Source organism: Nonomuraea sp. NPDC049684 (genome assembly GCF_044465345.1).
Lineage (GTDB): Bacteria > Actinomycetota > Actinomycetes > Streptosporangiales > Streptosporangiaceae > Nonomuraea.
The window spans coordinates 104,897-125,197 of record NZ_JBITLO010000010.1 but is presented as its reverse complement, the minus strand read 5'-3'; the positions used below and the strand labels follow the sequence as shown (position 1 = coordinate 125,197).

Genomic DNA, 20,301 nt, shown 5'->3' with positions numbered 1-20,301 from the left:
CCATGCGTAGCGTCCGAATCGGAGTGGACACCGGGGGCACGTTCACCGACGTCGTGGCGGTGGACGAGCAGACCGGTGAGATCGTCACCACCAAGACCCCCTCGACGCCCGCGAACCCGGCCGACGGGTTCGTCGCGGGCATCGGGAAGCTGGGCGAGCTCGACGTCGCCTCCATCGTCCACGGCACCACCGTCGCAACGAACCAGCTGCTCGAAGACCGCATCGGGAACCTCGGGTTCATCACCACCGAGGGCTTCGAGTTCATCCTGGAGATCGCCAGGCAGAGCGTGCCGGACGGCTACGGCAACTCCTACTTCTGGGTCAAACCGCCGCGGATCGTCCCCGTGCACCTCGTCAGGACGGTCGGCGGCCGGCTCGACCACCTCGGGAACGAGGTGCGGCCCTTCTCCGAGGAGCAGGCCGTGGAGGCGGCGCGCTGGTTCAGGTCGAAGGGCATCACCGCGGTCGGCGTGTGCTTCCTGCACTCCTACGCCAACCCCGAGCACGAGCGCCGCATGCGCGAGATCCTCTGGCGCGAGCACCCGGAGGCGGTGATCTCGCTCTCCAGCGACGTGCTGCGCGAGTACCGCGAGTACGAGCGCTCGATCACCACCCTGGTGGACGCCGCGGTCAAGCCCGCCATGCGCGGCTACATCGCCGGCCTGTCCAACCGGCTCGGCATGCCGTTCTCGGTGATGAAGTCCAACGGCGGCGTGCTGTCGGCGCGCGAGGTCGTCAACCAGCCGATCACCACCGTGCTGTCGGGCCCGGCGGCGGGCGCGCTCGGCGCGGCGCTGATCGCCTCCACCGCCGGGCACCCGTCGGTGATCACCCTCGACGGCGGCGGCACCTCGACCGACGTGGCCGTGGTGATCGACGGCGAGCCGTCCCTGACCACCGAGGGCACGGTCGGCCGGTACCCGTGCAAGATCCCGATGATCGACATCGTCACGGTCGGCGCGGGCGGCGGCTCGGTGGCCTGGATCTCGCCCGAGGGCACGCTGAAGGTCGGCCCCCGCTCCGCCGGCGCCGATCCGGGGCCCCTGTGCTACGGCAAGGGCGGCTCGGAGGTCACGGTCACCGACGCGCACGTGTTCCTCGGCCGCATCCCGCCCCACCTGCTGGGCGGCGAGATCCCGCTCGACGCCGACGCCGCCCGCCAGGGCATCGAGGCGCTGGCCGACAAGCTCGGGCTCACCCCCGAGCGCACCGCGACCGGCATCCTGGAGATCAGCGCGTTCAACCAGAGCAACGCGATCCGGCAGCTCACCGTCAAGCGCGGCCTCGACGTCCGGGACTTCCCGCTGGTGACGTTCGGCGGGTCGGGGCCGCTGCTGGCCTGCCGCCTGATCGACATCCTGGGCCTGCCCGCCGTCGTCGTGCCGCGCGACCCGGGCAACGTCTCGGCGTTCGGGCTGCTCACCGTCGACGTCAAGAACGACTACGTGCGCACGTACGTCACCCGCGACCTCGCGCTGAAGACCGCCGCGCAGATCTTCCAGGAGCTGGAGGGCCAGGCCGCCGAGGCGCTCGACCGCGAGGGCTTCGACGACCCGGTGTACGTGCGCAGCGCCGACCTGCGCTACTACGGGCAGGCGTTCGAGGTGCGCGTCGCGGCCCCGGCGGGCCCGCTCGACGACGACTGGAAGCGCACGGTGATCGACGCCTTCCACGACGCCCACGAGAAGCTCTACGGGTACGCCTACCGCGACGACCCGCGCCACGGCGTCGAGTGGGTTAACCTGCGCGTCTCGGGCATCGGTCCCATCACCCGTCCGGCGATCCGGCGGCTCGACAAGCCGGGGGAGGGGGCCACCGCGGTCCGTTCGGTGCACTTCGAGGAGACCCGCGACACCCCGATCCACCAGCGGGCCGCGCTCGGGCCGGGGGCCACCGTCCAGGGGCCGGCGGTCATCGAGGAGTACGGATCGACGATCCCCGTGCACCCGGGCTTCACCGCGAAGGTGGACGAATACGGAAATGTGGAGATCCGACGTGATTGATCCGATCCTGGTGGAGATCGTCGAGGGCACGCTGGCCTCCGTCGAGCGGGAGGTCGAGACGGCCATCGCCCGTACGGCCCGCTCCCCGATGATCCGCGACGCGCACGACTTCCGCGCCGGCATCCACGACGCCCGGCTGCGCAAGCTCACCGGCCGCTCCTACAGCGCGCTCGTCCAGCCGATCGTGCGCGACTTCCCGATCGAGACGATGAAGCCCGGCGACGTCTACTTCCACAACGACGTCTACCTGTCCGAGGGCGGCATCGGCCACCTGCCCGACCTGTGCGTCACCGTGCCGGTCTTCCACGACGGGGCCGTGGTGGCGTTCGTGCAGGCGTTCGGCCACCACGACGACATCGGCGGCGCGGTGCCCGGCTCGATGCCCTCGCACGCCCGCTCGGTGTACGAGGAGGGCCTGATGATCCCGCCGATCAAGCTGTGGGACCAGGGCGTGCCGAACGAGACCGCGCTGCGCATCATGACCCGCAACTCCCGCATGCCCGACTCGCTGGCCGGCGACCTCGACGCCGAGTGCGCGGCCTGCCTCATGGGCGCCCGCCGCCTCGGCGAGCTGTTCGACCGGTACGGCAGGCAGGCCGTGGAGGAGTGCTTCGACGCGATCGTCTCCAAGACCACCGAGACCTTCCGCAGGGAACTGCTCGCCAAGATCCCCGAAGGCACGTACGTCTGGGAGGACTACGCCGAGCACGACGGCGTCGACGAGCCCCGCCTGCACGCCCAGCGCATCACGCTCACCGTCGACCACGCCGCCGACGCGCCGCTCACGATCGACTTCACCGGCACCTCACCCCAGGCCAAGGGCCCGATCAACCACGCGGGCGACTACGCCGACGGCGTCTTCCTGAAGAAGTGGCTGGCGCCGGTGCTGCGCAACCTCGCCGACACGCCCGAGCGCATGGCCGAGCTCGACGTCAACGAGGGCGTCGTGCCGCTGATCGACATGGTCTTCCCGGAGAAGGGCACGCTGCTCACCCCGGTCTTCCCGGCGCCCACCAACGCCCGCACGTTCGTCATCCTGCGCCTGCTCGGCGTGCTGGCCGGGGTGCTGGCCAAGGCCACCGGCGGACGCATGCCCGCCGACCAGGAGACCATCCGCTACACCGGCGTGTACGGCAGCGACGCGGACGGCACGCCGTACCTGATGCGCGAGGTCCTGGGCGGCGGCTCGGGCGGCCGCTGGTACGCCGACGGCGAGGACACCATCCACGTCGTCCCGGACTCGCGCAACATCCCGGTCGAGTTCGCCGAGGCGCGGTGGCCGTTCCGGGTGGAGCGGCTGGGGCTGGCCTGCGACTCGGGCGGCCCCGGCATGTTCCGCGGCGGCCTGGGCTACGACAAGCACATCAGGATGCTGCGGGACGCGTCGTACATGTCGATCGCCGACCGGTCGATCCTGTCGTGCTGGGGCGTCAACGGCGGCCTGGCCGGACGCCCGTTCCGGGTGGAGATCGCCGGCAAGGAGATGGACGGCCTGGTGGACGACCACCCCGTCCAGGCCGGCGACCTGATCCGCATCCGCACCACGGGCGGCGGCGGCTGGGGATCCCCCTACGACCGCGACCCGCGGGCCGTGGCGGCCGACGTGCGCGACGGCAAGGTCTCGATCGCCGGCGCCCTGGGCGACTACGGCGTGGTCCTGGACGGCGACCGCATCGACGAGCGCGGCACCGCCGAGCTGCGCGCCCGCCTCCGCCCGCCCGCGGACCGCTTCTTCGACCGCGGCCCCGGCTACCCGAGGCTGTCCGGCGGCAGGACGTTCGCGGAGGTGGACGAACTCTAGCGAACCGGCGAGGGCTACTCCCTGTCGAAGCTGGCGAAGTAGGTGGCCACCATGTCCTGGTCGCCGTGCCCCTGCGCCTCGGCGCGGCGCAGGCGCTCGCCGGCCGCCGCCACCATGTCCAGCCGTACCCCGGCCGACTCGCCGGCCTGGGTGATCAGCCGGGTGTCCTTCTCGGCGTTGTGCACGGTGAAGGACGGCTCGAACTCGCCCTCCAGGATGGCCTTCGACTTGGCCTGGAAGTAGACGTTGTCCAGCGGGCCGCCGGTGATCACCTCGCGGACCTGGCCGGGGTCGAGGCCGAGCCCCTTGGCCAGGGCCAGGGCCTCGGCCACGATGCCGGTCATCGAGATCGCGTAGCTGACGGCGGCCATCTTGAGCTTGGTGCCGGTGCCCTGGGCGCCGTCCTCGCCGAGCCACAGGGTGCGCGAGCCGACGGCGTCGAACACCGGGGCGAGCGCCTGCCTGGCCGGCTCGGGGGCGGCCGCCAGGATGAGCAGCGTGCCCTGCTCGGCCGGCTGCTTGGTGCCCTGGACGGGCGCGTCGGCGAAGGTCAGCCCGTGCTCGGCGGCCAGGGCGGCCAGGCGGCCGACCGCCGCCACGCCGACCGTGCTCATCTGCGCCCACACCTGGCCAGGGCGCAGCGCGGGCGCGGCGGCGGTCATCGCGTCGTGCACCGCGTCGCCGTCGCTGAGCATCGTGACGATCACGTCGGCGCCCTCGACCGCCTCGGCGGGGGAGCCGGCGACGACGGCGCCGTCGGCCGCCAGCGGCTCGGCCTTGTCCCGCGTGCGGTTCCACACCCTGACCGGCAGACCGGCCTTGAGCAGGTTGCGGGCCATGGGAGCGCCCATGAGCCCGGTTCCCAGAAGTGCGACTTCAGTCATGAGGATCACCCTACGACGGCCCGGTCCGGCGGCTCCGGCGAGGTACGGCGTCCGGATGCGAGGATGGCGGGCATGGGACCTTCGCGGATCGTCGCCGTACGCCACGGGGAGAGCCAGGCGAACCTGGCGCACGCGCAGGCCGGCGACCGGCCACTGGTCTACGAGCGGGGCGACCACGAGGTGACGCTGACCGACCTCGGCCTGCTCCAGGCGCGGGCGCTCGGCCGGAGGCTGGCCGGGCTGCCCGCCGGCGAGGCGCCCGAGGAGGTGTGGTGCTCCCCCTACCTGCGGGCCCTGGACACCTGGAAGGCCGCCCAGGAGACCTGGGGCGCCGGCGCGCTGCCGGTCACCGTGGACGAGCGGCTCAGAGACCAGGAGTCGGGCGACTTCGCGCGGTTCAACCTGGCCGCCATCGGCGAGCGGTTCCCCGGCGAGGTGCGGCGGATGCGGGCCGAGGGCCCCTACGCCTACCGTCCGCCCGGCGGCGAGTCGCTGGCCGACGTGGTCGTCCGGCTGAAGGACTTCCTGCACGGGCTGCGCGCGGCGGCCGACGGGCGGCGGGTGCTGATCGTCGCCCACGACTCGGTGGTGCTGGGCCTGCGGCACGTCATGGCCGGGCGGGACGACGCCGACCTGGCCGACGTCCTGCGGTTCGCGCCGGTGCTGAACGCGTCGGTGTCGGTCTGGCGGGCCGCGGGCGCGGGGTTCGAGGTGGTGGCGTTCAACGACGTCACCCACCTAGATCCCGCCTGAGCCGCAGCAGCCGCGCCCGCCGCGCGTGGGCCTGCCCGGTCAGCGCGGCGCTCACCGCCACGAACGCCAGCCCCAGCGTCAGCGCGCCCGGGGCCACGGCGGCGACGAGCGCGGTGGTGAGCAGGGCGGCGGCCAGGGCGATCCAGCCGGCGATCACCCGGTCGCGGGCGAACAGCGGCGTCCTGCGGGTGCTCAGCCAGCCGCCGTAGCAGGCCCAGGCCAGGCAGAACGCGGTGAGGGCGGCGAAGGCCAGGTGGGTGCGGCCGGGCAGCGGGCCGGGTTCGGTCCACCACAGGGCGCAGACGAAGACCGTCCCGGCGGCCCCGGCCAGCAGGGCGGTCAGCGCGCGCACGCGCCGCCACGGCGACAGCGACGGTTCGAGACGCTCGATGATCTGGTCGGCGGTCAGGCGCGGCTCATCGGTCATTGGTCGATCTCCTTCAGGTGGTCGCGCAGGAGGCGGCGGGCGCGGCTGAGCCGGGACTTGACGGTCCCCGCCGGGATGCCGCAGATCTGGGCGCACTCCTCGACCGGCAGGTCCTCCAGGTAGTGCAGGACGAGGATCTCCCGCTCGGGAAGGGGCAGGGCGGACAGGGCGGCGACCAGGCCGGCCCGGTCCACGACGGCTTCGGCCGGGTCGCCGATGACCGGCTCCGGCTCGGCCGCGCTCACGGCCCGCGCGTACTCCTCGCGCAGGCGGTCGGTGACCGCCCGGCGGGCGATGGTGAACAACCAGGGCGTGAACCGTCCCGGGGCGCGCAGCCGGGGCAGGCCGCGCACGACGGCCGCCCAGATCTCCTGGGCGACGTCGTCGGCCCGCTCGGCGTCCAGCATGCGCCGGACGTAGGTCCAGACCGGGGTGTGCCAGCGGCGTACGAGTTCGGCGATCGCCGCGCGCTCGCCAAGCTGGGCGCGTACGACGAGCAGCTCATCTGTCATGTCGTCCTTCCGTCACCCTGTCCAGTCGGGCGGCAGGACGACCCGGTTCACGTCTCTACGACGAGATCGGCGCGCTCGCGGGTGCGGTCGGCGGCGAACCAGGCCCGCTCGGCGGCGAACCACTGCCGCCAGCGGGGTTCGAGCTCGGGGCCGTCGCGGTCGAGGACGCGCCGCAGCCGCACCGCCTCGGGGGCCTCCACCCAGACGGTGAAGGCCAGCAGGCGGGCGGCCGACCGGCGGGCGGTGCCGACGCCCTCGACGACCAGCACGGGCGCGGCCGGCACGGCGACCTGGTCGGCGTAGCGCTCGCGCACCCAGTCGTAGCGGCGGAAACCGGCCGGGCGGCCGTGCCGCAGCGGTTGCAGGACCTGCTCGTCCAGCAGACGGAACCAGGCGCCGGGGCCGTCGTCCCAGTGGACGGGGAAGTCGTCGCTGTGGATCACCTGGCAGCCGAGCGCCGCGCCGAGCCGGCCGGCGAACGTGGTCTTGCCCGAGCCCGCCGGGCCGTCGACGGCCACCAGGCGGACGGGCCCGCAGGAGGGCGGCAGGGCCTGGATGCGGCGGGCCAGGGAATTCACCGGACCAGGGTAGGCGATGGTGGACGGCCGCCTGAGAGAATATTCTTCCGGCCCAACGCAAGCTGGAGGTTGACCTTGCCCGGACCCCTCGGCGACGTCGTCGTGCTCGATCTGTCCAGGGCCCTCGCGGGGCCGCACGCCGCGCAGATGCTCGGCGACCTGGGCGCCCGGGTGATCAAGGTGGAGCATCCGGACGGAGGTGACGACTCGCGCGGATGGGGGCCGCCCTTCGTCGGGCCCGATCACGACATCTCGACCTACTTCCTGGCGGCCAACCGCAACAAGCAGTCCATCGCGGTCGATCTCAAGTCCGCCGAGGGCAAGGAGCTCGTCGAGCGGCTCGTCCGCCAGAGCGACGTGCTGATCGAGAACTTCCGCACCGGCGTGCTCGACCGGCTCGGCTTCCCCGTCGAGCGCCTGCACGAGCTCAACCCGCGCCTGGTCGTCCTGTCGATCACCGGGTTCGGCCACGACGGGCCCGAGGGCGGCCGGCCGGGCTACGACGTGATCGCCCAGGGCGAGGCGGGGCTGATGTCGCTGACCGGGCCCTCGCGCGAGGAGCCGTACCGGGTGGGCGCCTCGATCGCCGACCTGCTGGCCGGCATCCACGGCGCGTACGGCGTGGCGGCGGCCCTGTACGAGCGCGAGCGCACCGGCCGGGGCCGGGTGGTGCGCACGTCCCTGCTGGCCGCGGTCACCGGCGTCCACTCCTACCACGGCACGGCCTGGACGGTCGGCGGCCAGGTCCCCGGCGCCAACGGCAACCACCACGCCTCCATCGCCCCCTACGGCGCCTTCCGCTGCGCCGACGGCATGCTGCAGATCGCCGTGGCGAACGACGGCCAGTGGAAGAAGGTGGCCAAACTACTCGACATCGACCCTGATGTGGCGAAATATGCGACCAACAGGCAGAGATTCGCACACCGGGACGAGCTGATCGCCGACATGGAGAAGGCCCTGGCCGACCACGACCGCGCCCACTGGCTGGCCAGGCTGGGCGAGGCCGGCGTGCCCGCGGGCGCGATCAGGTCGATCGACGAGGTCTACGCCTGGGAGCAGACCCGCTCCCAGGGGCTCCTGGTCCAGGTGGACCACCCCGTGCTGGGCCCGATCGAGCTTCCCGGGCCGCCGCTGCGCTTCGACGGCCTGCCCCCGGCCGAGCACACCGCGCCCCCCGCGCTCGGCCAGGACGGCGAGGCCGTGCTCGCCTGGCTCGAAGAGCGGGAGGGATGATCGGCAATTCCCGGCTCCGGCATGTACCCTCGTGCGTCACCATGGCATCATCGGTTGATCGTTAGGAGCGATAGTGAGCCGTCCGGACGCGCGCACACTGATCGAAGCGGTCCTCGACAGGGGGTCGTGGAAGTCGTGGGACGCGCCGCCCGCCGATCCGGCGGAGCCCGGCTCCTCCTATGCCGAGGAGCTGGCCGCGGCCCGCGTGAAGTCCGGCTACGACGAGTCGGTGATCACCGGCGAGGGGCTGCTCGACGGCCGCAGGGTCGCCGTCGTCGTCTGCGAGTTCTCCTTCATGGCGGGGTCGGTCGGGGTCGCCGCGGCCACCCGCATCGCGGCCGCGGTCGAGCGCGCCACGCGTGAGCGGCTGCCGCTGCTGGCCGCCCCGGCCTCGGGCGGCACCCGGATGCAGGAGGGCGCGCTGGCGTTCGTCCAGATGGTCCGGATCACCGTCGCGGTGCAGGAGCACCGCGCGGCCGGGCTGCCGTACGTCGTCTACCTGCGCCACCCGACGACGGGCGGCGTGCTGGCCTCCTGGGGCTCGCTCGGGCACGTCACGGCGGCCGAGCCGGGGGCGCTGATCGGGTTCCTCGGGCCGCGGGTGTTCGAGGCGCTGCACGGCTACCCCTTTCCCGAGGGCGTCCAGGTGGCCGAGAACTTCTACGAGCACGGCCTGGTCGACGCCGTCGTGTCGGCCGACGACGCCCGCCGGGTCGCGATCAGGGCCCTGTCCGTGCTGTGCGCCGGGCCGGCCGGCGTCGTGGCGGGCGAGCCGCCCGCCGAAGACCTGCGGCCGGTGGAGGCGTGGGAGGCGATCACCCGCTCCCGCCGCGACGACCGTCCGGGCGTGCGCACGCTGCTCAAGCTGGCCGCCACCGACGTGACGCCGCTCAGCGGCAGCGGCGCCGGCGAGAACGAGCCGGGGCTCGTGCTGGCGCTGGCCAGGTTCGGGTCGGCGCCCGCCGTGGTGCTCGGCCAGGACCGGCGAAGACAGCGCCGGCGCTCGCCGCTCGGCCCGGCCGGGCTCAGGGTGGCCAGGCGCGGCATGCGCCTGGCGGCCGAGCTGGGGCTGCCGCTGGTCACCGTGGTCGACACGGCGGGGGCCGACCTGTCGAAGTCGGCCGAGGAGGGCGGGCTGGCCGCCGAGATCGCCCGCTGCCTGGCCGAGCTGGTCACCCTCGACGCGCCGACGGTGTGCCTGCTGCTCGGCGAGGGCGCGGGCGGCGCGGCCCTGGCGCTGCTGCCGGCCGACCGGGTGCTGTGCGCGCAGCACGCCTGGCTGTCGCCGCTGCCGCCGGAGGGCGCCTCGGCCATCCTCTACCGGTCGGTCGACTTCGCCCCCGAGATCGCCCAGGCCCAGCACATCCGGGCCACCGACCTGCGGCGCGACGGCATCGTCGACCGGGTGATCCCCGAGTTGCCGGACGCCGCCTACGAGCCCAGGCAGTTCTGTGAGCGCGTCGGGCGGGCGCTGGAGCACGAGATCGCCAAGCTGCTGGCGGTGCCCCCGGCCGACCGCCTGGCGGCCCGCCTGGCCCGCTACCGGGCCCTGGGGTGACCGCCTACGGCACGGGGATGCGTTCGACCCGGATCGAGAAGACCTCCTCGCGCGGCACGACCACCTCGTACGCGCCGTGGTCGACCATCCAGTAGCCGAGCGCCTCGGCCTTCATGCCGCTGTGGCCGGTGTAGGCGATGTGCAGGCCGTCGTCGTCCTCGTCGAGGACGATGCACGGCTCGCCGCCGAAGGCGCCGACGGTGCGGACGAGCACCAGCCACTCCAGCCGCGACCTGGCCACCACCCGCCGCCAGTAGCCCGAGGCGGGCTCGAAGCCGTCGAGCTCCACCTCGCTGAACAGCACGACCTGGTCGCTGTCGGGGCCGAGCGCGGCCGGCAGCGTACGCTCGCCGAAGCGGGCCACGAAGCCGGAGGCGACCGGCGTGATCTCCTCGCTCATGCGGCGGGCCGCCAGGTCAGGCCGTCGTAGCCGGCGAAGGGCCGCTCGCCCTCGCCGGTGACGTGGACGATCTCCGCCCCCGCCGGGATCGGCATCGGCACGGTGTGGAACTGCGGCACCACGTGGTCGGGCGAGGTGGTGAACCCGTTGCCGGCGAACGGCGGCACGTCGCTCCAGTCTCCTCCCATGTGCGGGCCGTAGGGCACCGCGTAGGTGTCGACGTCGCGGGCGTGCCAGCGCATCAGGTAGAGCTCGGGCACCTCGGGGAACAGCTCCGAGCCGTCGAAGGACAGGTCGAGGCCGTAGTAGAGGGCCGCCGGCGTGGTCAGCCTGACGCAGTCCTGGACCCGGTAGACGTAGCCGGAGATCACCGTGCGCTTGCCCGACAGGTACGGCACGAGCAGACGCGGCGGCACGACCTTCTGCATCTGCGTTCCGCTCATGGCTCTACTTTACGGTCGGTTGACCCTTGAGCACCCGGTGATCCAGACACGGGAGCATGGCCCTGGCGGTGGCCGTCCATTCGGTGTCGAGGCGGACGAGCTGGACCCCAGGACCGGTGCCGAGGTCGGCCCGGACCACTCCGAGCGGGTCGACCAGCATGCTGCGGCCCACGCCGAACCCGTCCTTCGACTCCTCCGGGTTGGGCGCCTGGCCGACGGCGGCCGTCCACATCGTGTTCTCCAGGGCCCGTGCGCGGACCAGCGTGACCCAATGGTCCTCCTTCAGCGGGCCCGACCCCCAGGCGGCGATCACCGCGAACAGGTCGGCGCCCTTGTCGACCAGCGCCCTGGTCAGCTCGGGGAAGCGGATGTCGTAGCAGGTGACCAGCCCGACGCGCAGCCCGGCCAGCTCGACCACGGTCGGCTCGGCACCGGGCGCCACCAGGTCGGACTCCTTGGAGCCGAAGGAGTCGAACAGGTGGATCTTCCGGTAGGCGGCCCTGATCTCGCCGTCGGGGCCGATCGCCACGGCCGTGTTGTGCACCTTGGCGCCGGCCGGGCCCTCGCCCGGCTCGAACACGCCGGCGATCACCGCCAGGCCGTGGGTGCGGGCCGCCTCGGCCAGCCCCGACACGAACGGGCCGTCGAGCGGCTCGGCCAGCTCGGTGACGCGCCTGCCGTAGCGGGTGAGCGTGGCCTCGGGGAAGATCGCCAGGTCGGCCCCCTCGGCGCGGGCGAGCGCCTCCCTGGCCCTCTTGAGGTTGGTGGCCGGGTCAGGAGAGACCGGAATCTGGCAGAGGGCGATTGTGGTCACGGCCCGACTCTAACCGGTTGGGCACCAGTCGAAACCAGGTCAGGCACCGCCAGATCCACTCAAGTGGGCCGTACCGAAATCTGGTGAGCCACCAGCCGCTGAACAACGTCTGCGCCACCACGGTCGTCAGCGCCACCGCGAGGACCGGCCAGCGGGTCGCGCCGGTCTTCAGCGGGACCGTGCACAGCGCGATCACCGCCGTGCCGGTGACGTAGTTCGTCAGCGCCATCCGGCCCAGCGGCTCCAGCAGGGCCGACGACCACGGCCGCAGCGCCAGCAGCAGCCCGGTGGCGTACGCCGCCGCCCCCGACAGCGCGGCCACGCTGTAGACGGTCCAGTCGCCCGCCCCCGGCGTCTCCGCGACGCCCGCCCAGGTGACCGTCAGCACCAGGGAGGTCAGCGCCGAGGCCGCGAACACGGGGGCCAGCAGGCTCCGCGGCGGGCGCAGCCGCATCAGCCCCATGCCGACCAGGAACAGCCCGGGGATGAGCGAGGGGCCCGCGCCGTGCCAGGCGGCCCAGACGGTCGCCACGACGCCGAGCGCCAGCACCGGCAGGCCGCCCGGCAGGAACGAGGCCGGCAGCAGCACCGCCAGGCCGTAGAGGGCGTAGTCGGTCAGCACCTCGCCCTCGTAGAAGGTGTGCTGGAGCAGGCCGAAGCAGGCCAGCCAGGCCAGCCGGCGGGCCAGCGCCCAGCGGCTCCCCGAACGGTCGAGGAACAGCACGAAGCTGATGCCGAACAGCAGCGAGAAGATCGGGTAGAAGCGGCTCTGGAACAGCGCCTCGATCGCGCGGTCGATGCCGGTGTAGGGCACGTGGCTCGCGTGCTGCCAGGTGTTGACCAGCATGATGCCGCCCACCGCGAAGCCGCGGAGGGCGTCCAGCTCGCGGATGCGCCTCACAGGAACCAGGTGAACCACCATACGAGGAATCCGGCGCCGGCGACCGCCGCCACGAGGTGCGGCCACCGCCGCGCGTGGACCAGGGCCGCGACGCTCAGCACGGCCGAGGCCACCGCGATCCACGTGTACAGGCCGGCGACCGCGCCCGGGACGCCGACGGCGAGGGCCGTCTCGTTCCTGCTCGCCATCCCGTAGAGGGCCTGGCCGGTCAGCCCGGCGAACGCCACCCCGGCCAGCCCCGCGAAGGCGGTCACCGCCCTGCCGCGCAGCGCGCCGGCCCCGAGCTGGACCAGCGCGACGAGCGCGAACAGCGCGAACGGCGCGGCCAACCAGGGCGCCTGCGAGATCCGGTAAGGCGCGCCGGTGACGTGCGTGTCGGCGAGCCGGAGCGTGGGCGGCTGGGCCGGGTCGGGCTCGCACGCCCCCGGCGGCACGCCGACGGGGGCCTCGACGAACTCGGCGATGTGCTTCCTGGCGCACGCGCTGGTGAGGAAGACGGCGTGGCTGCCGCGGAACGTCTCGAACCGGGCGCCGGGGATGGCCCTGGCGGCGGGCCCGGCCGTCCTGGCGGGGGTGGTGGGGTCCTGGTCGCCGCCGACGACGTAGACGGGGACCTTGGGGACGGCGTTCACGGGGACGGATTTGGGAAGTTGCCACGCATCACACACCGCCTTGTCCGCATTTACCGTGAAAAGTCGGGACTTGGTGGTGAAGGTGTTGAACGGCACCTCGTCCTGGCACTGCACCGCGTGGTACAGCCCGAACTCGTGCGACACCAGCCCCTCGCCCACCGCGTCGGCCAGCGGGCGCAGCAGCTCGTCGTGCCCCTCGGCCAGCCCGCCGACCAGCGCGGGGGCCACGGCCGACACGTCCGCCTCGTGCAGCGCCTCGGCGAGCACGGTGGCCACGTCGTCGCCGGACATCGTCGCCGTGAACGGCCGGCCGAGCAGCGGATCGGTGGTCGGCACCCGGGCGGGCGAGCGGTTGAGCCGGGCCACCAGCCGGTCGAAGGCGTCGCCCGCGCCGAGCGCGGCCACGGTGTCGCGCAGGTTGCGGTCGGCGTCGTCGTACCAGGCCACGGACTCGGGCAGGAACGAGTCCAGCACGACCGACCGCACGCCCTGCGGGTCGGCCGCGGCGACGTCGGCCATGACGCGGGTGGAGTAGCTGACGCCGAACAGGTTCCAGGAGGGGTGGCCGAGCGCCTGGCGCAGGGCGACCACGTCGGCGGCGATCTCCTTGGTGTTGTAGCCGCGCAGGTCCACGCCCTGCTCCTGGAGGCGGGCGCGGCAGCGCCGGGCCGCCGCGCCCACGTCGGCGGGCGGCCTGCGCAGCCGTCCGAGCAGCGCCTCGGCCGTCTCGGGGCAGCCCAGCACCGGACGGGAGTACTTCCCGCCGCGCTGCTCGATCGTCACCACGTCTCGGTCGGGGAACATCTGGCTCAGGAAGCCGGTGAGCTGTAATGACGACGACGCCGGCCCGCCGCCCATGTAGACGATCGGGTCGGGTCTGCGGCCCGGGGCCGTCGAGGTGTGCACGGCGTACCCGACCTTGACGGTCCGGCCCGGCGTGTCGCGGCGCTCGGGGACCAGCAGGAACCCGCAGACGGTGTGCTCCGGCACGACGACCGGGCAGGGCGCGGCCTCCAGGGGAGGGGGCGTGTCAGGCGTGACGAGGGGAACGCTCAGGGCGAGGGCTAGCACGACCCGGATGATCACGAGACGAGACTAATAGTGTGGGGGCGTGACCGAACCACTTGTTTCCAGGATGCGCGCCTTCGGCACGACGATTTTCGCCGAGATGAGCGCGCTCGCCGTGCAGACCGGGTCCATCAACCTCGGACAGGGCTTCCCTGACACCGACGGCCCGGCCGCCATGCTCGACCGCGCCGTGCAGGCGATCACCTCGGGCGCCAACCAGTACCCGCCGGGGCCCGGGGTGCTGGAGCTCCGGCAGGCGGTCTCGGAGCACCGGATGGCCCACTACCGGCTCGACTACGACCCGGCGGGCGAGGTGCTGGTCACCGTGGGCGCCACCGAGGCCATCGCGGCGAGCGTGCTGGCGCTGTGCGAGCCGGGCGACGAGGTGATCGCGTTCGAGCCGTACTACGACTCCTACGCGGCCTCCATCGCGCTGGCGCAGGCCAGGCTCGCGGCGGTGACGCTGCGTCCGGTGGACGGCCGCTTCACCTTCGACCCCGGCGAGCTGCGCGCCGCCGTCACGCCGCGCACCCGGGCGATCCTGGTCAACTCACCGCACAACCCGACAGGGACGGTCTTCACCAGGGACGAGCTGACGGTCATCGCCGAGCTGTGCCAGGGGCACGGCCTGATCGCGATCACCGACGAGGTCTACGAGCACCTCACCTTCGACGGCGTCGAGCACGTCCCGCTGGCCACGCTGCCCGGCATGCGCGAGCGCACGGTCATGATCTCCTCGGCGGGCAAGACGTTCTCGGTCACGGGCTGGAAGACCGGCTGGGTGTGCGCGCCGCCCGAGCTGGTGCGGGCGGTCTCCACGGTCAAGCAGTTCCTCACCTTCACCGCGAGCGCGCCCTGGCAGCTCGCGGTGGCGTACGGGCTGCGCACCGAGCTGGAGTGGGTGGCCGCGCTGCGCGCCGGGCTCCAGGACAAGCGCGACCGGCTGATGGACGGGCTGGCGGCGGCGGGCTTCGAGGTGTTCGGGCCGGCGGGCACGTACTTCGTGCAGACCGACATCCGGCCGCTGGGCTTCACCGACGGCCTGGAGCTCACCCGCCGCCTGCCCGAGCTGGCCGGGGTGGTGGCCATCCCCACGCAGGTCTTCTACGAGCACCCCGAACGCGGCCGGCACTTCGTCCGCTTCGCCTTCTGCAAGAAGGACGAGGTCATCGACGAGGCGGTGACCCGGCTCAAGCGCCTGTCGCAGGGGTAGCCGGGCTCAGCCGCCTGTCGCAGAAGCGGGCCCGCGCAGGCCGTCGAACAGCACGGCCAGGGCCCTGGCCCGCAGGTCGTCGCTCCAGTTGTGGTGCTGCGCCGCCAGGCAGGCGGCGCTGAGCAGGGCGAGCAGCTCCGCCATGCCCACGTCCGCGCGCACCGCCCCCGCCCGCTGCGCCCGTTCCAGCAGCGCGCCGATCGCGCCCCTGATGTCCGGCGCGCCCGCCTTGGCGTCGATGCCCGCGCTGGCCAGGGCGTCCACCAGGATCTTCTTGACGGTCGAGTAGGCCACGATGCGGTCGAAGAACTCGAAGAAGGCCGCTCCGGCGTCGGCGGCGCCGGCCAGCTCCTCGGCCATCTCGGCCAGCCGTTCCTGCCGGTCGGTCACGATCGCCGCGTACAGGGCCTCCTTGGTGGGGAACTGGCGGTAGATCGTCCCCACGCCCACGCCGGCCAGCGCGGCGATCTCGCGCATCGAGGCGTCGAGCCCGTCGCGGGCCAGCACGACCTCGGCCGCCTCCAGCACGCGGGCGCGGTTGCGCCGGGCGTCGGCACGCATGGGCCCTCCTCACGTCGACATCCTTCGTGGACATCCTTCGCGCGGACATCCTTCGCGTTGACATCCGGAACCGTTGTTCCGTATCGTTCCCGGCATCCAAGCGGAACAGTCATTCCGATTCTAGGGGCATTCGTGCACTTCCACGCCATGGGACGTTCCGGGCTGCGCGTCTCCCGCGCCTGCCTCGGCACCATGAACTTCGGCACCGAGCACGGCCTGGCCGCGGGCGACGCGACCGAGGCGGGCCGCGTCATCGACGCCTATCTCGACGCGGGCGGCAACTTCATCGACACCGCCGACCTCTACCACCGGGGCGAGACCGAGGAGATCGTCGGCCGGGCGCTGCGCGGCAGGCGCGAGTGGGTCGTGCTGGCCACCAAGGGCGCCATGCCGGTCGGCCCGGAGGGGCGGGGCCTGTCCAGACGGCACCTCACCCGCGCCCTGGAGGCCAGCCTGCGCCGCCTCGGCACCGACTACATCGACCTCTACCAGTGCCACCAGTGGGACCCGGGCACGCCGATCGAGGAGACGATGGCCACCCTCGACGGCTTCGTCCGCTCGGGCAAGGTGCGCTACCTCGGCTGCTCCAACTTCACCGCCGCGCAGATCGTCGAGGCGCAGTGGGCCGCGGAGCGGGTGGGCGGCACGCCGTTCGTGAGCCTGCAACCGCAGTACTCGCTGCTCCAGCGGCTCGTCGAGGACGAGATCCTGCCCGCCTGCGCCCGCTTCGGCCTCGGCACGGTGGTGTACGGCGCGCTCGGCGGCGGCGTCCTGACCGGCCGCTACCGGCGCGGCGAGATCCCCGACCCGGACAGCCGCATGGGCCGCCTGCTCGGCGCCGCGATGCCCGGCGCGGCCCGCTGGGCGCAGTCGCTGCTCAACGACCGCAACCTGGCCGTCGCCGAGGGGCTGGCCGAGGTCGCGGCCGGCCTGGGCGCCGACCCGGCCGCGGTCGCCCTGGCCTGGGTCGCGGGACGTCCCGGCGTCACGTCGGTGCTGCTCGGGCCACGCTCGGTACGGCAGCTACGGGAGAACCTGGCCGCCTTCGACCTCACCCTCCCCCCGGAGGCGACCACCCGCCTGGACGACCTCTCCGACCCCACCCCCACCCCCGCCGACGCCTCCTTCTTCCACCTCGTCCCCCGCTGACGCGGTCACGAGGTGAGCTTGACGGGGAGGCGGCGTTGGCGGATGGCGGTGCGGACGGCCTTGGCGAGCTGGTCGTACTCGGCCACGCGGGCCGAGGAGGCGCGGTAGGCCAGGCCGATCGTGCGGCCGGGGGCGGGGGCGGCGAAGCGGCGCAGCGCCAGGCGTACCCGCTTGCCGGTCTCCACCGGCACGGCCGACTCCGGCAGCAGCGTCACGCCGAGGCCGCCCGCCACGAGCTGCACCAACGTCGGCAGGCTGGTCGCGTACGTGGTCGCGGTGGCCCGCGCGCCCACCTCGCGGCACACGTCGATGGCCTGTTCGCGCAGGCAGTGGCCCTGGTTGAGGAGCACGATGTCCAGGCCCTTGAGCGCGTCGCGGTCGAGCGGCGCGGAGTCGGCGGCCAGGGGGTGGTCGTGGGGGAGGGCCAGCAGGAACTCCTCGTCGTAGAGCGGCGCCTCCACCAGGCCGCCCACGTCCGTCGGCAGGGCGAGCAGGACCAGGTCGAGCCGCCCCTCGCGGACCTCCTCCAGGATCGTGTCCGTCTTGGCCTCGTGGACGGTCAGCTTGAGCTGCGGGAAGCGCTGGGCGAACATGGGCAGCAGCGCGGGCAGCACGTACGGCGCCACGGTGGGGATCACGCCGAGGTGGGCCGGTCCGCTGAAGGGCTCGCGGTTCTGGGCGGCCTCGCCCATCAGGTCCTCCACGGCGGCCAGCACCCGCCAGGCGTGCTCGGCCACGCGCTCGCCGGCGGAGGTGAGCAGCACCTTCCGGGTGGTCCGTTCCAGCAACTGTGTGTCCAATATCTCCTCCAATGAGGAGATATTTCCGGACAGGGTGGGTTGGCTCATCTTCAGTGCCGTCGCCGCCTCCCTGAAGTGGAGATGCTCGGCCACGGCGAGGAAGGAGCGCAGCTGAGCGAGGGTGGGCATGGGCTCACTGATAGGAATCACCTCTCAGATTGGTCCAACTACTCGATTTCTCGAATCAATGGTAGGTGCGGCAACGTAGGTGCCCTGACCCGCACTTCCTCCGAAGGAGTAGGAACTTGCTCACCGTCGGTGACCGCTTCCCCGAGTACGAACTCACCGCCTGCGTCGACCTCGACCCCGACAAGGCGTTCGCTGAGATCAACCACAAGACCTACGAGGGCAAGTGGCGCGTGGTGTTCTTCTGGCCGAAGGACTTCACGTTCGTCTGCCCGACCGAGATCGCCGAGTTCGGCCGTCTCAACGGCGAGTTCGCCGACCGTGACGCGCAGGTGCTCGGCGTCTCGGTCGACTCCGAGTTCGTGCACCACGCCTGGCGCAAGAACCACGAGGACCTGCGCGACCTGCCCTTCCCGATGCTGAGCGACATCAAGCGCGAGCTGTCGCAGGCCTGCGGCGTGCTCGGCCAGGACGGCGTCGCCCAGCGCGCCACGTTCATCGTCGACCAGAACAACGAGATCCAGTTCTCGATGGTGACCGCCGGTTCCGTGGGCCGCAACGTCAAGGAGGTCCTGCGGGTCCTCGACGCGCTGCAGTCCGACGAGCTGTGCCCGTGCAACTGGAACAAGGGCGAGGCCGGCCTCGACGCCCAGAAGCTGCTGGCCCAGTGAGCGTCGACACCCTGAAGTCGCTCCTGCCCGACTACGCCAAGGACACCAGGCTCAACCTGGGCTCGGTCACGACCACCTCGTCGCTGACCGACCAGCAGCTCTGGGGCACCGTCCTGGCGTGCGCCCTGGCCACCAGGTCGGCGCGGGTCATCGCCGAGCTCTCGCAGGACGCCGCCGACCACCTGTCGGCCGAGGCGTTCACCGCCGCCAAGGCGGCCGCGTCGATCATGGCGATGAACAACGTCTACTACCGCGCCACCCACCTGATCGGCGACGAGACGTACGCGACGCTGCCGGCCAGGCTCCGGATGACCGTGATCGGCAACCCGGGCGTGGACAAGACGGACTTCGAGCTGTGGTGCCTGGCGGTCTCCGCGATCAACGGCTGCGGCCGCTGCCTGGAGTCGCACGAGCAGGTGCTGCGGGGCGCGGGGATGCCGCGTGAGCAGGTCCAGGAGGCGCTGCGGGTGGCCGCCGTGATCAACGCCACCGCCGCGACCCTGGAGGCCGAGGCCGCGCTCCAGACGGTCTGACCTCCCCGCGGAACCGCGAAGACGCGAACCGCAGAACCGCGTGACCGCAAGAACCGCGTGACCGCAAGAACCGCGAAGGCGGGCGCCCGTACGGGCGCCCGCCTTCGGCGTGCGCGGGGGTGCTAGCTGCTTCGGGGTTCGTCGAGCGGCGTGAGCGCCTGGCTGGCCTGCTCGTGCTCCAGGCCCGTGGCCTGCAACAGGTCCACCGCGATCGACCGCAGCTGCGCGATGATGACGTGCGCCGAGAAGCCCAGCCGCTCGGGCCGTTCGCGACCGGCCACCGCGAGCAGCGCCTGCCGCGCCAGCAGGGGATCGCGCCCGGCGGCCAGCTCCAGTTGCAGCAGCAGCGCCGCCTCCGAGACCTCCCGCATCGCCTCGGCCAGCGCCGTGGGCGGCGGGCTCGCCTCGCCCAGCGCCGCCAGCGTGCGGCGGACCATCACCCGGGCGTTGCGCAGGGCCAGGTCGACGGGGACGGCGGCGGTCTCGTACCGGGCCAGGGCGGCCCGGCGATGCCAGTGCAGCGGCGAGATCATGGTGATCTCCTTGCTGGTCTCCAGCGCCATCGCGAACTCCTCGACGGCGGCCTGCGTCGTCCGCGCCTCGTCCAGCGCCTCGGCGGCCAGGTCGACGTCCCGCTTCTCGATCGCCTCCGCCGCCTGCTCCAGGACGGTGGACAGCGCGTCCAGCACCCCCGACAGGTGTTTGGCGGCGATCGTGAACGGGCTGGCGGGCATCAGCGCGACCGCCGCGACGCCGATGACGCCCCCCGTGAGCGCGTCGGCCATGCGGTCGAGGCCGCCGGCGTTCTCGCCGGGCAGCAGCGTGGCCACCAGCACCGCCGACGAGCCCGCCTGCGCGACGAACAGCGCCCCGCCGTTGAGCAGCAGCGCGACGGCCATGGCAAGCCCGACGACCAGCGCGAGCTGCCAGGGGCCCGAGCCGATCCAGGACACCAGCAGGTCGCCGACGCCGACGCCGAGGCTCACGCCCACCACCAGCTCGGCGACGCGCCGCAGCCGCTGCCCGAGCCCCACGCCGACGCAGATCAGCACGGAGATCGGGGCGAAGAACGGCCGGGCGTGCCCGAGCAGGTCGACGGCGACGATCCAGGCCAGCGCCGCGCCCACCGCGCACTGCACGATCGAGGGCGCCATGAGACCGAACGTGCCCAGTCGTTCCCTTACGTGATCGCTGAGCCTCGTTCGCACCTTTTCACCTTGGCGGATCTTTGTGACATTGAG

At 72.9% G+C, this 20,301-nt stretch carries 21 protein-coding genes; 9 read left to right on the top strand and 12 right to left on the bottom strand.

From position 1 onward, the window contains the following. The first annotated feature begins 2 nt into the window (after nucleotides 1-2). On the top strand, nucleotides 3-2,003 hold the full coding sequence (locus ACIBST_RS29115) for a hydantoinase/oxoprolinase family protein (protein WP_397176227.1): 2,001 nt from the start codon (nucleotides 3-5) through the stop codon (nucleotides 2,001-2,003). Then, complete coding sequence (locus ACIBST_RS29110; protein WP_397176226.1) at nucleotides 1,996-3,804, top strand: hydantoinase B/oxoprolinase family protein; 1,809 nt, start codon at nucleotides 1,996-1,998, stop codon at nucleotides 3,802-3,804. The genes ACIBST_RS29115 and ACIBST_RS29110 overlap by 8 nt, the downstream gene beginning before the upstream one ends. Before the next feature lie 14 nt (nucleotides 3,805-3,818). Here ACIBST_RS29110 and ACIBST_RS29105 read toward each other — a convergent pair whose 3' ends face one another. Continuing rightward, nucleotides 3,819-4,688, bottom strand: a complete 870-nt coding sequence (locus tag ACIBST_RS29105) for an NAD(P)-dependent oxidoreductase (RefSeq protein WP_397176224.1) — start codon at nucleotides 4,686-4,688, stop codon at nucleotides 3,819-3,821. Nucleotides 4,689-4,760: 72 nt separating this feature from the next. Here ACIBST_RS29105 and ACIBST_RS29100 point away from each other — a divergent pair, with 72 nt between their 5' ends. Continuing rightward, complete coding sequence (locus tag ACIBST_RS29100; RefSeq protein WP_397176223.1) at nucleotides 4,761-5,441, top strand: histidine phosphatase family protein; 681 nt, start codon at nucleotides 4,761-4,763, stop codon at nucleotides 5,439-5,441. Here the strand turns inward: ACIBST_RS29100 and ACIBST_RS29095 are convergent. Genes ACIBST_RS29095 through ACIBST_RS29085 form a run of 3 tightly spaced genes read right to left on the bottom strand, consistent with a single transcriptional unit; the run spans nucleotide 5,419 to nucleotide 6,958 of the window. Beyond that, entirely contained in the window at nucleotides 5,419-5,868 is a 450-nt protein-coding gene (locus ACIBST_RS29095; RefSeq protein WP_397176222.1) for a hypothetical protein, read from the bottom strand. The two genes, ACIBST_RS29100 and ACIBST_RS29095, sit on opposite strands and share 23 nt — an antisense overlap. Then, nucleotides 5,865-6,380, bottom strand: a complete 516-nt coding sequence (locus tag ACIBST_RS29090) for an RNA polymerase sigma factor (protein ID WP_397176220.1) — start codon at nucleotides 6,378-6,380, stop codon at nucleotides 5,865-5,867. Before ACIBST_RS29090 ends, ACIBST_RS29095 begins: the two co-directional genes overlap by 4 nt. Before the next feature lie 47 nt (nucleotides 6,381-6,427). Beyond that, a complete protein-coding gene (locus ACIBST_RS29085) occupies nucleotides 6,428-6,958 on the bottom strand; it encodes a uridine kinase (protein ID WP_387661300.1) in 531 nt (176 codons plus the stop codon). 75 nt (nucleotides 6,959-7,033) lie between these two features. Here ACIBST_RS29085 and ACIBST_RS29080 point away from each other — a divergent pair, with 75 nt between their 5' ends. Together ACIBST_RS29080 and ACIBST_RS29075 are read left to right on the top strand one after the other, a co-directional pair. Further along, complete coding sequence (locus ACIBST_RS29080) at nucleotides 7,034-8,191, top strand: CaiB/BaiF CoA transferase family protein (RefSeq protein ID WP_397176218.1); 1,158 nt, start codon at nucleotides 7,034-7,036, stop codon at nucleotides 8,189-8,191. Between the two features lie 73 nt (nucleotides 8,192-8,264). After that, nucleotides 8,265-9,749, top strand: a complete 1,485-nt coding sequence (locus ACIBST_RS29075; protein WP_397176216.1) for a carboxyl transferase domain-containing protein — start codon at nucleotides 8,265-8,267, stop codon at nucleotides 9,747-9,749. Nucleotides 9,750-9,753: 4 nt separating this feature from the next. Here the strand turns inward: ACIBST_RS29075 and ACIBST_RS29070 are convergent, their stop codons facing one another. The 5 genes from ACIBST_RS29070 to ACIBST_RS29050 are packed head-to-tail and all read right to left on the bottom strand — an operon-like array spanning nucleotide 9,754 to nucleotide 14,025. Continuing rightward, nucleotides 9,754-10,149, bottom strand: a complete 396-nt coding sequence (locus ACIBST_RS29070; protein WP_397176214.1) for a hypothetical protein — start codon at nucleotides 10,147-10,149, stop codon at nucleotides 9,754-9,756. After that, entirely contained in the window at nucleotides 10,146-10,592 is a 447-nt protein-coding gene (locus ACIBST_RS29065; protein WP_352322420.1) for a hypothetical protein, read from the bottom strand. Before ACIBST_RS29065 ends, ACIBST_RS29070 begins: the two co-directional genes overlap by 4 nt. A 4-nt stretch (nucleotides 10,593-10,596) precedes the next feature. Continuing rightward, nucleotides 10,597-11,406, bottom strand: coding sequence for a carbon-nitrogen hydrolase family protein (locus tag ACIBST_RS29060; protein ID WP_397176212.1), 810 nt, complete (start codon nucleotides 11,404-11,406; stop codon nucleotides 10,597-10,599). After that, entirely contained in the window at nucleotides 11,366-12,307 is a 942-nt protein-coding gene (locus tag ACIBST_RS29055) for a DUF418 domain-containing protein (RefSeq protein ID WP_397176211.1), read from the bottom strand. The genes ACIBST_RS29060 and ACIBST_RS29055 overlap by 41 nt, the downstream gene beginning before the upstream one ends. Then, nucleotides 12,304-14,025 (bottom strand): alpha/beta fold hydrolase, encoded by a 1,722-nt coding sequence (locus tag ACIBST_RS29050; protein WP_397176209.1) that lies wholly within the window; start codon nucleotides 14,023-14,025, stop codon nucleotides 12,304-12,306. The genes ACIBST_RS29055 and ACIBST_RS29050 overlap by 4 nt, the downstream gene beginning before the upstream one ends. A gap of 25 nt (nucleotides 14,026-14,050) precedes the next feature. Here ACIBST_RS29050 and ACIBST_RS29045 point away from each other — a divergent pair, with 25 nt between their 5' ends. Continuing rightward, nucleotides 14,051-15,220: a pyridoxal phosphate-dependent aminotransferase gene (locus ACIBST_RS29045; RefSeq protein ID WP_397176207.1), complete on the top strand. Its 1,170-nt coding sequence runs from the start codon at nucleotides 14,051-14,053 to the stop codon at nucleotides 15,218-15,220. Nucleotides 15,221-15,226: 6 nt separating this feature from the next. Here the strand turns inward: ACIBST_RS29045 and ACIBST_RS29040 are convergent, their stop codons facing one another. Beyond that, complete coding sequence (locus ACIBST_RS29040) at nucleotides 15,227-15,781, bottom strand: TetR/AcrR family transcriptional regulator (protein WP_397176205.1); 555 nt, start codon at nucleotides 15,779-15,781, stop codon at nucleotides 15,227-15,229. A 147-nt stretch (nucleotides 15,782-15,928) separates the two neighbouring features. On the opposite strand from ACIBST_RS29040, the gene ACIBST_RS29035 reads away from it, so the two are divergent. Further along, nucleotides 15,929-16,930 (top strand): aldo/keto reductase, encoded by a 1,002-nt coding sequence (locus ACIBST_RS29035; RefSeq protein WP_397176203.1) that lies wholly within the window; start codon nucleotides 15,929-15,931, stop codon nucleotides 16,928-16,930. Nucleotides 16,931-16,935: 5 nt separating this feature from the next. Here the strand turns inward: ACIBST_RS29035 and ACIBST_RS29030 are convergent, their stop codons facing one another. Next, nucleotides 16,936-17,859, bottom strand: coding sequence for a LysR substrate-binding domain-containing protein (locus ACIBST_RS29030; protein WP_397176202.1), 924 nt, complete (start codon nucleotides 17,857-17,859; stop codon nucleotides 16,936-16,938). Nucleotides 17,860-17,975: 116 nt separating this feature from the next. On the opposite strand from ACIBST_RS29030, the gene ACIBST_RS29025 reads away from it, so the two are divergent. Next, complete coding sequence (locus tag ACIBST_RS29025) at nucleotides 17,976-18,527, top strand: peroxiredoxin (protein ID WP_352329929.1); 552 nt, start codon at nucleotides 17,976-17,978, stop codon at nucleotides 18,525-18,527. Then, nucleotides 18,524-19,060: a carboxymuconolactone decarboxylase family protein gene (locus ACIBST_RS29020; RefSeq protein ID WP_352329931.1), complete on the top strand. Its 537-nt coding sequence runs from the start codon at nucleotides 18,524-18,526 to the stop codon at nucleotides 19,058-19,060. Before ACIBST_RS29025 ends, ACIBST_RS29020 begins: the two co-directional genes overlap by 4 nt. A gap of 122 nt (nucleotides 19,061-19,182) precedes the next feature. On the opposite strand, the gene ACIBST_RS29015 is transcribed toward ACIBST_RS29020, so the two are convergent. Continuing rightward, nucleotides 19,183-20,214, bottom strand: a complete 1,032-nt coding sequence (locus tag ACIBST_RS29015; protein ID WP_397176200.1) for an aromatic acid exporter family protein — start codon at nucleotides 20,212-20,214, stop codon at nucleotides 19,183-19,185. Between the last annotated feature and the right edge of the window lie 87 nt (nucleotides 20,215-20,301).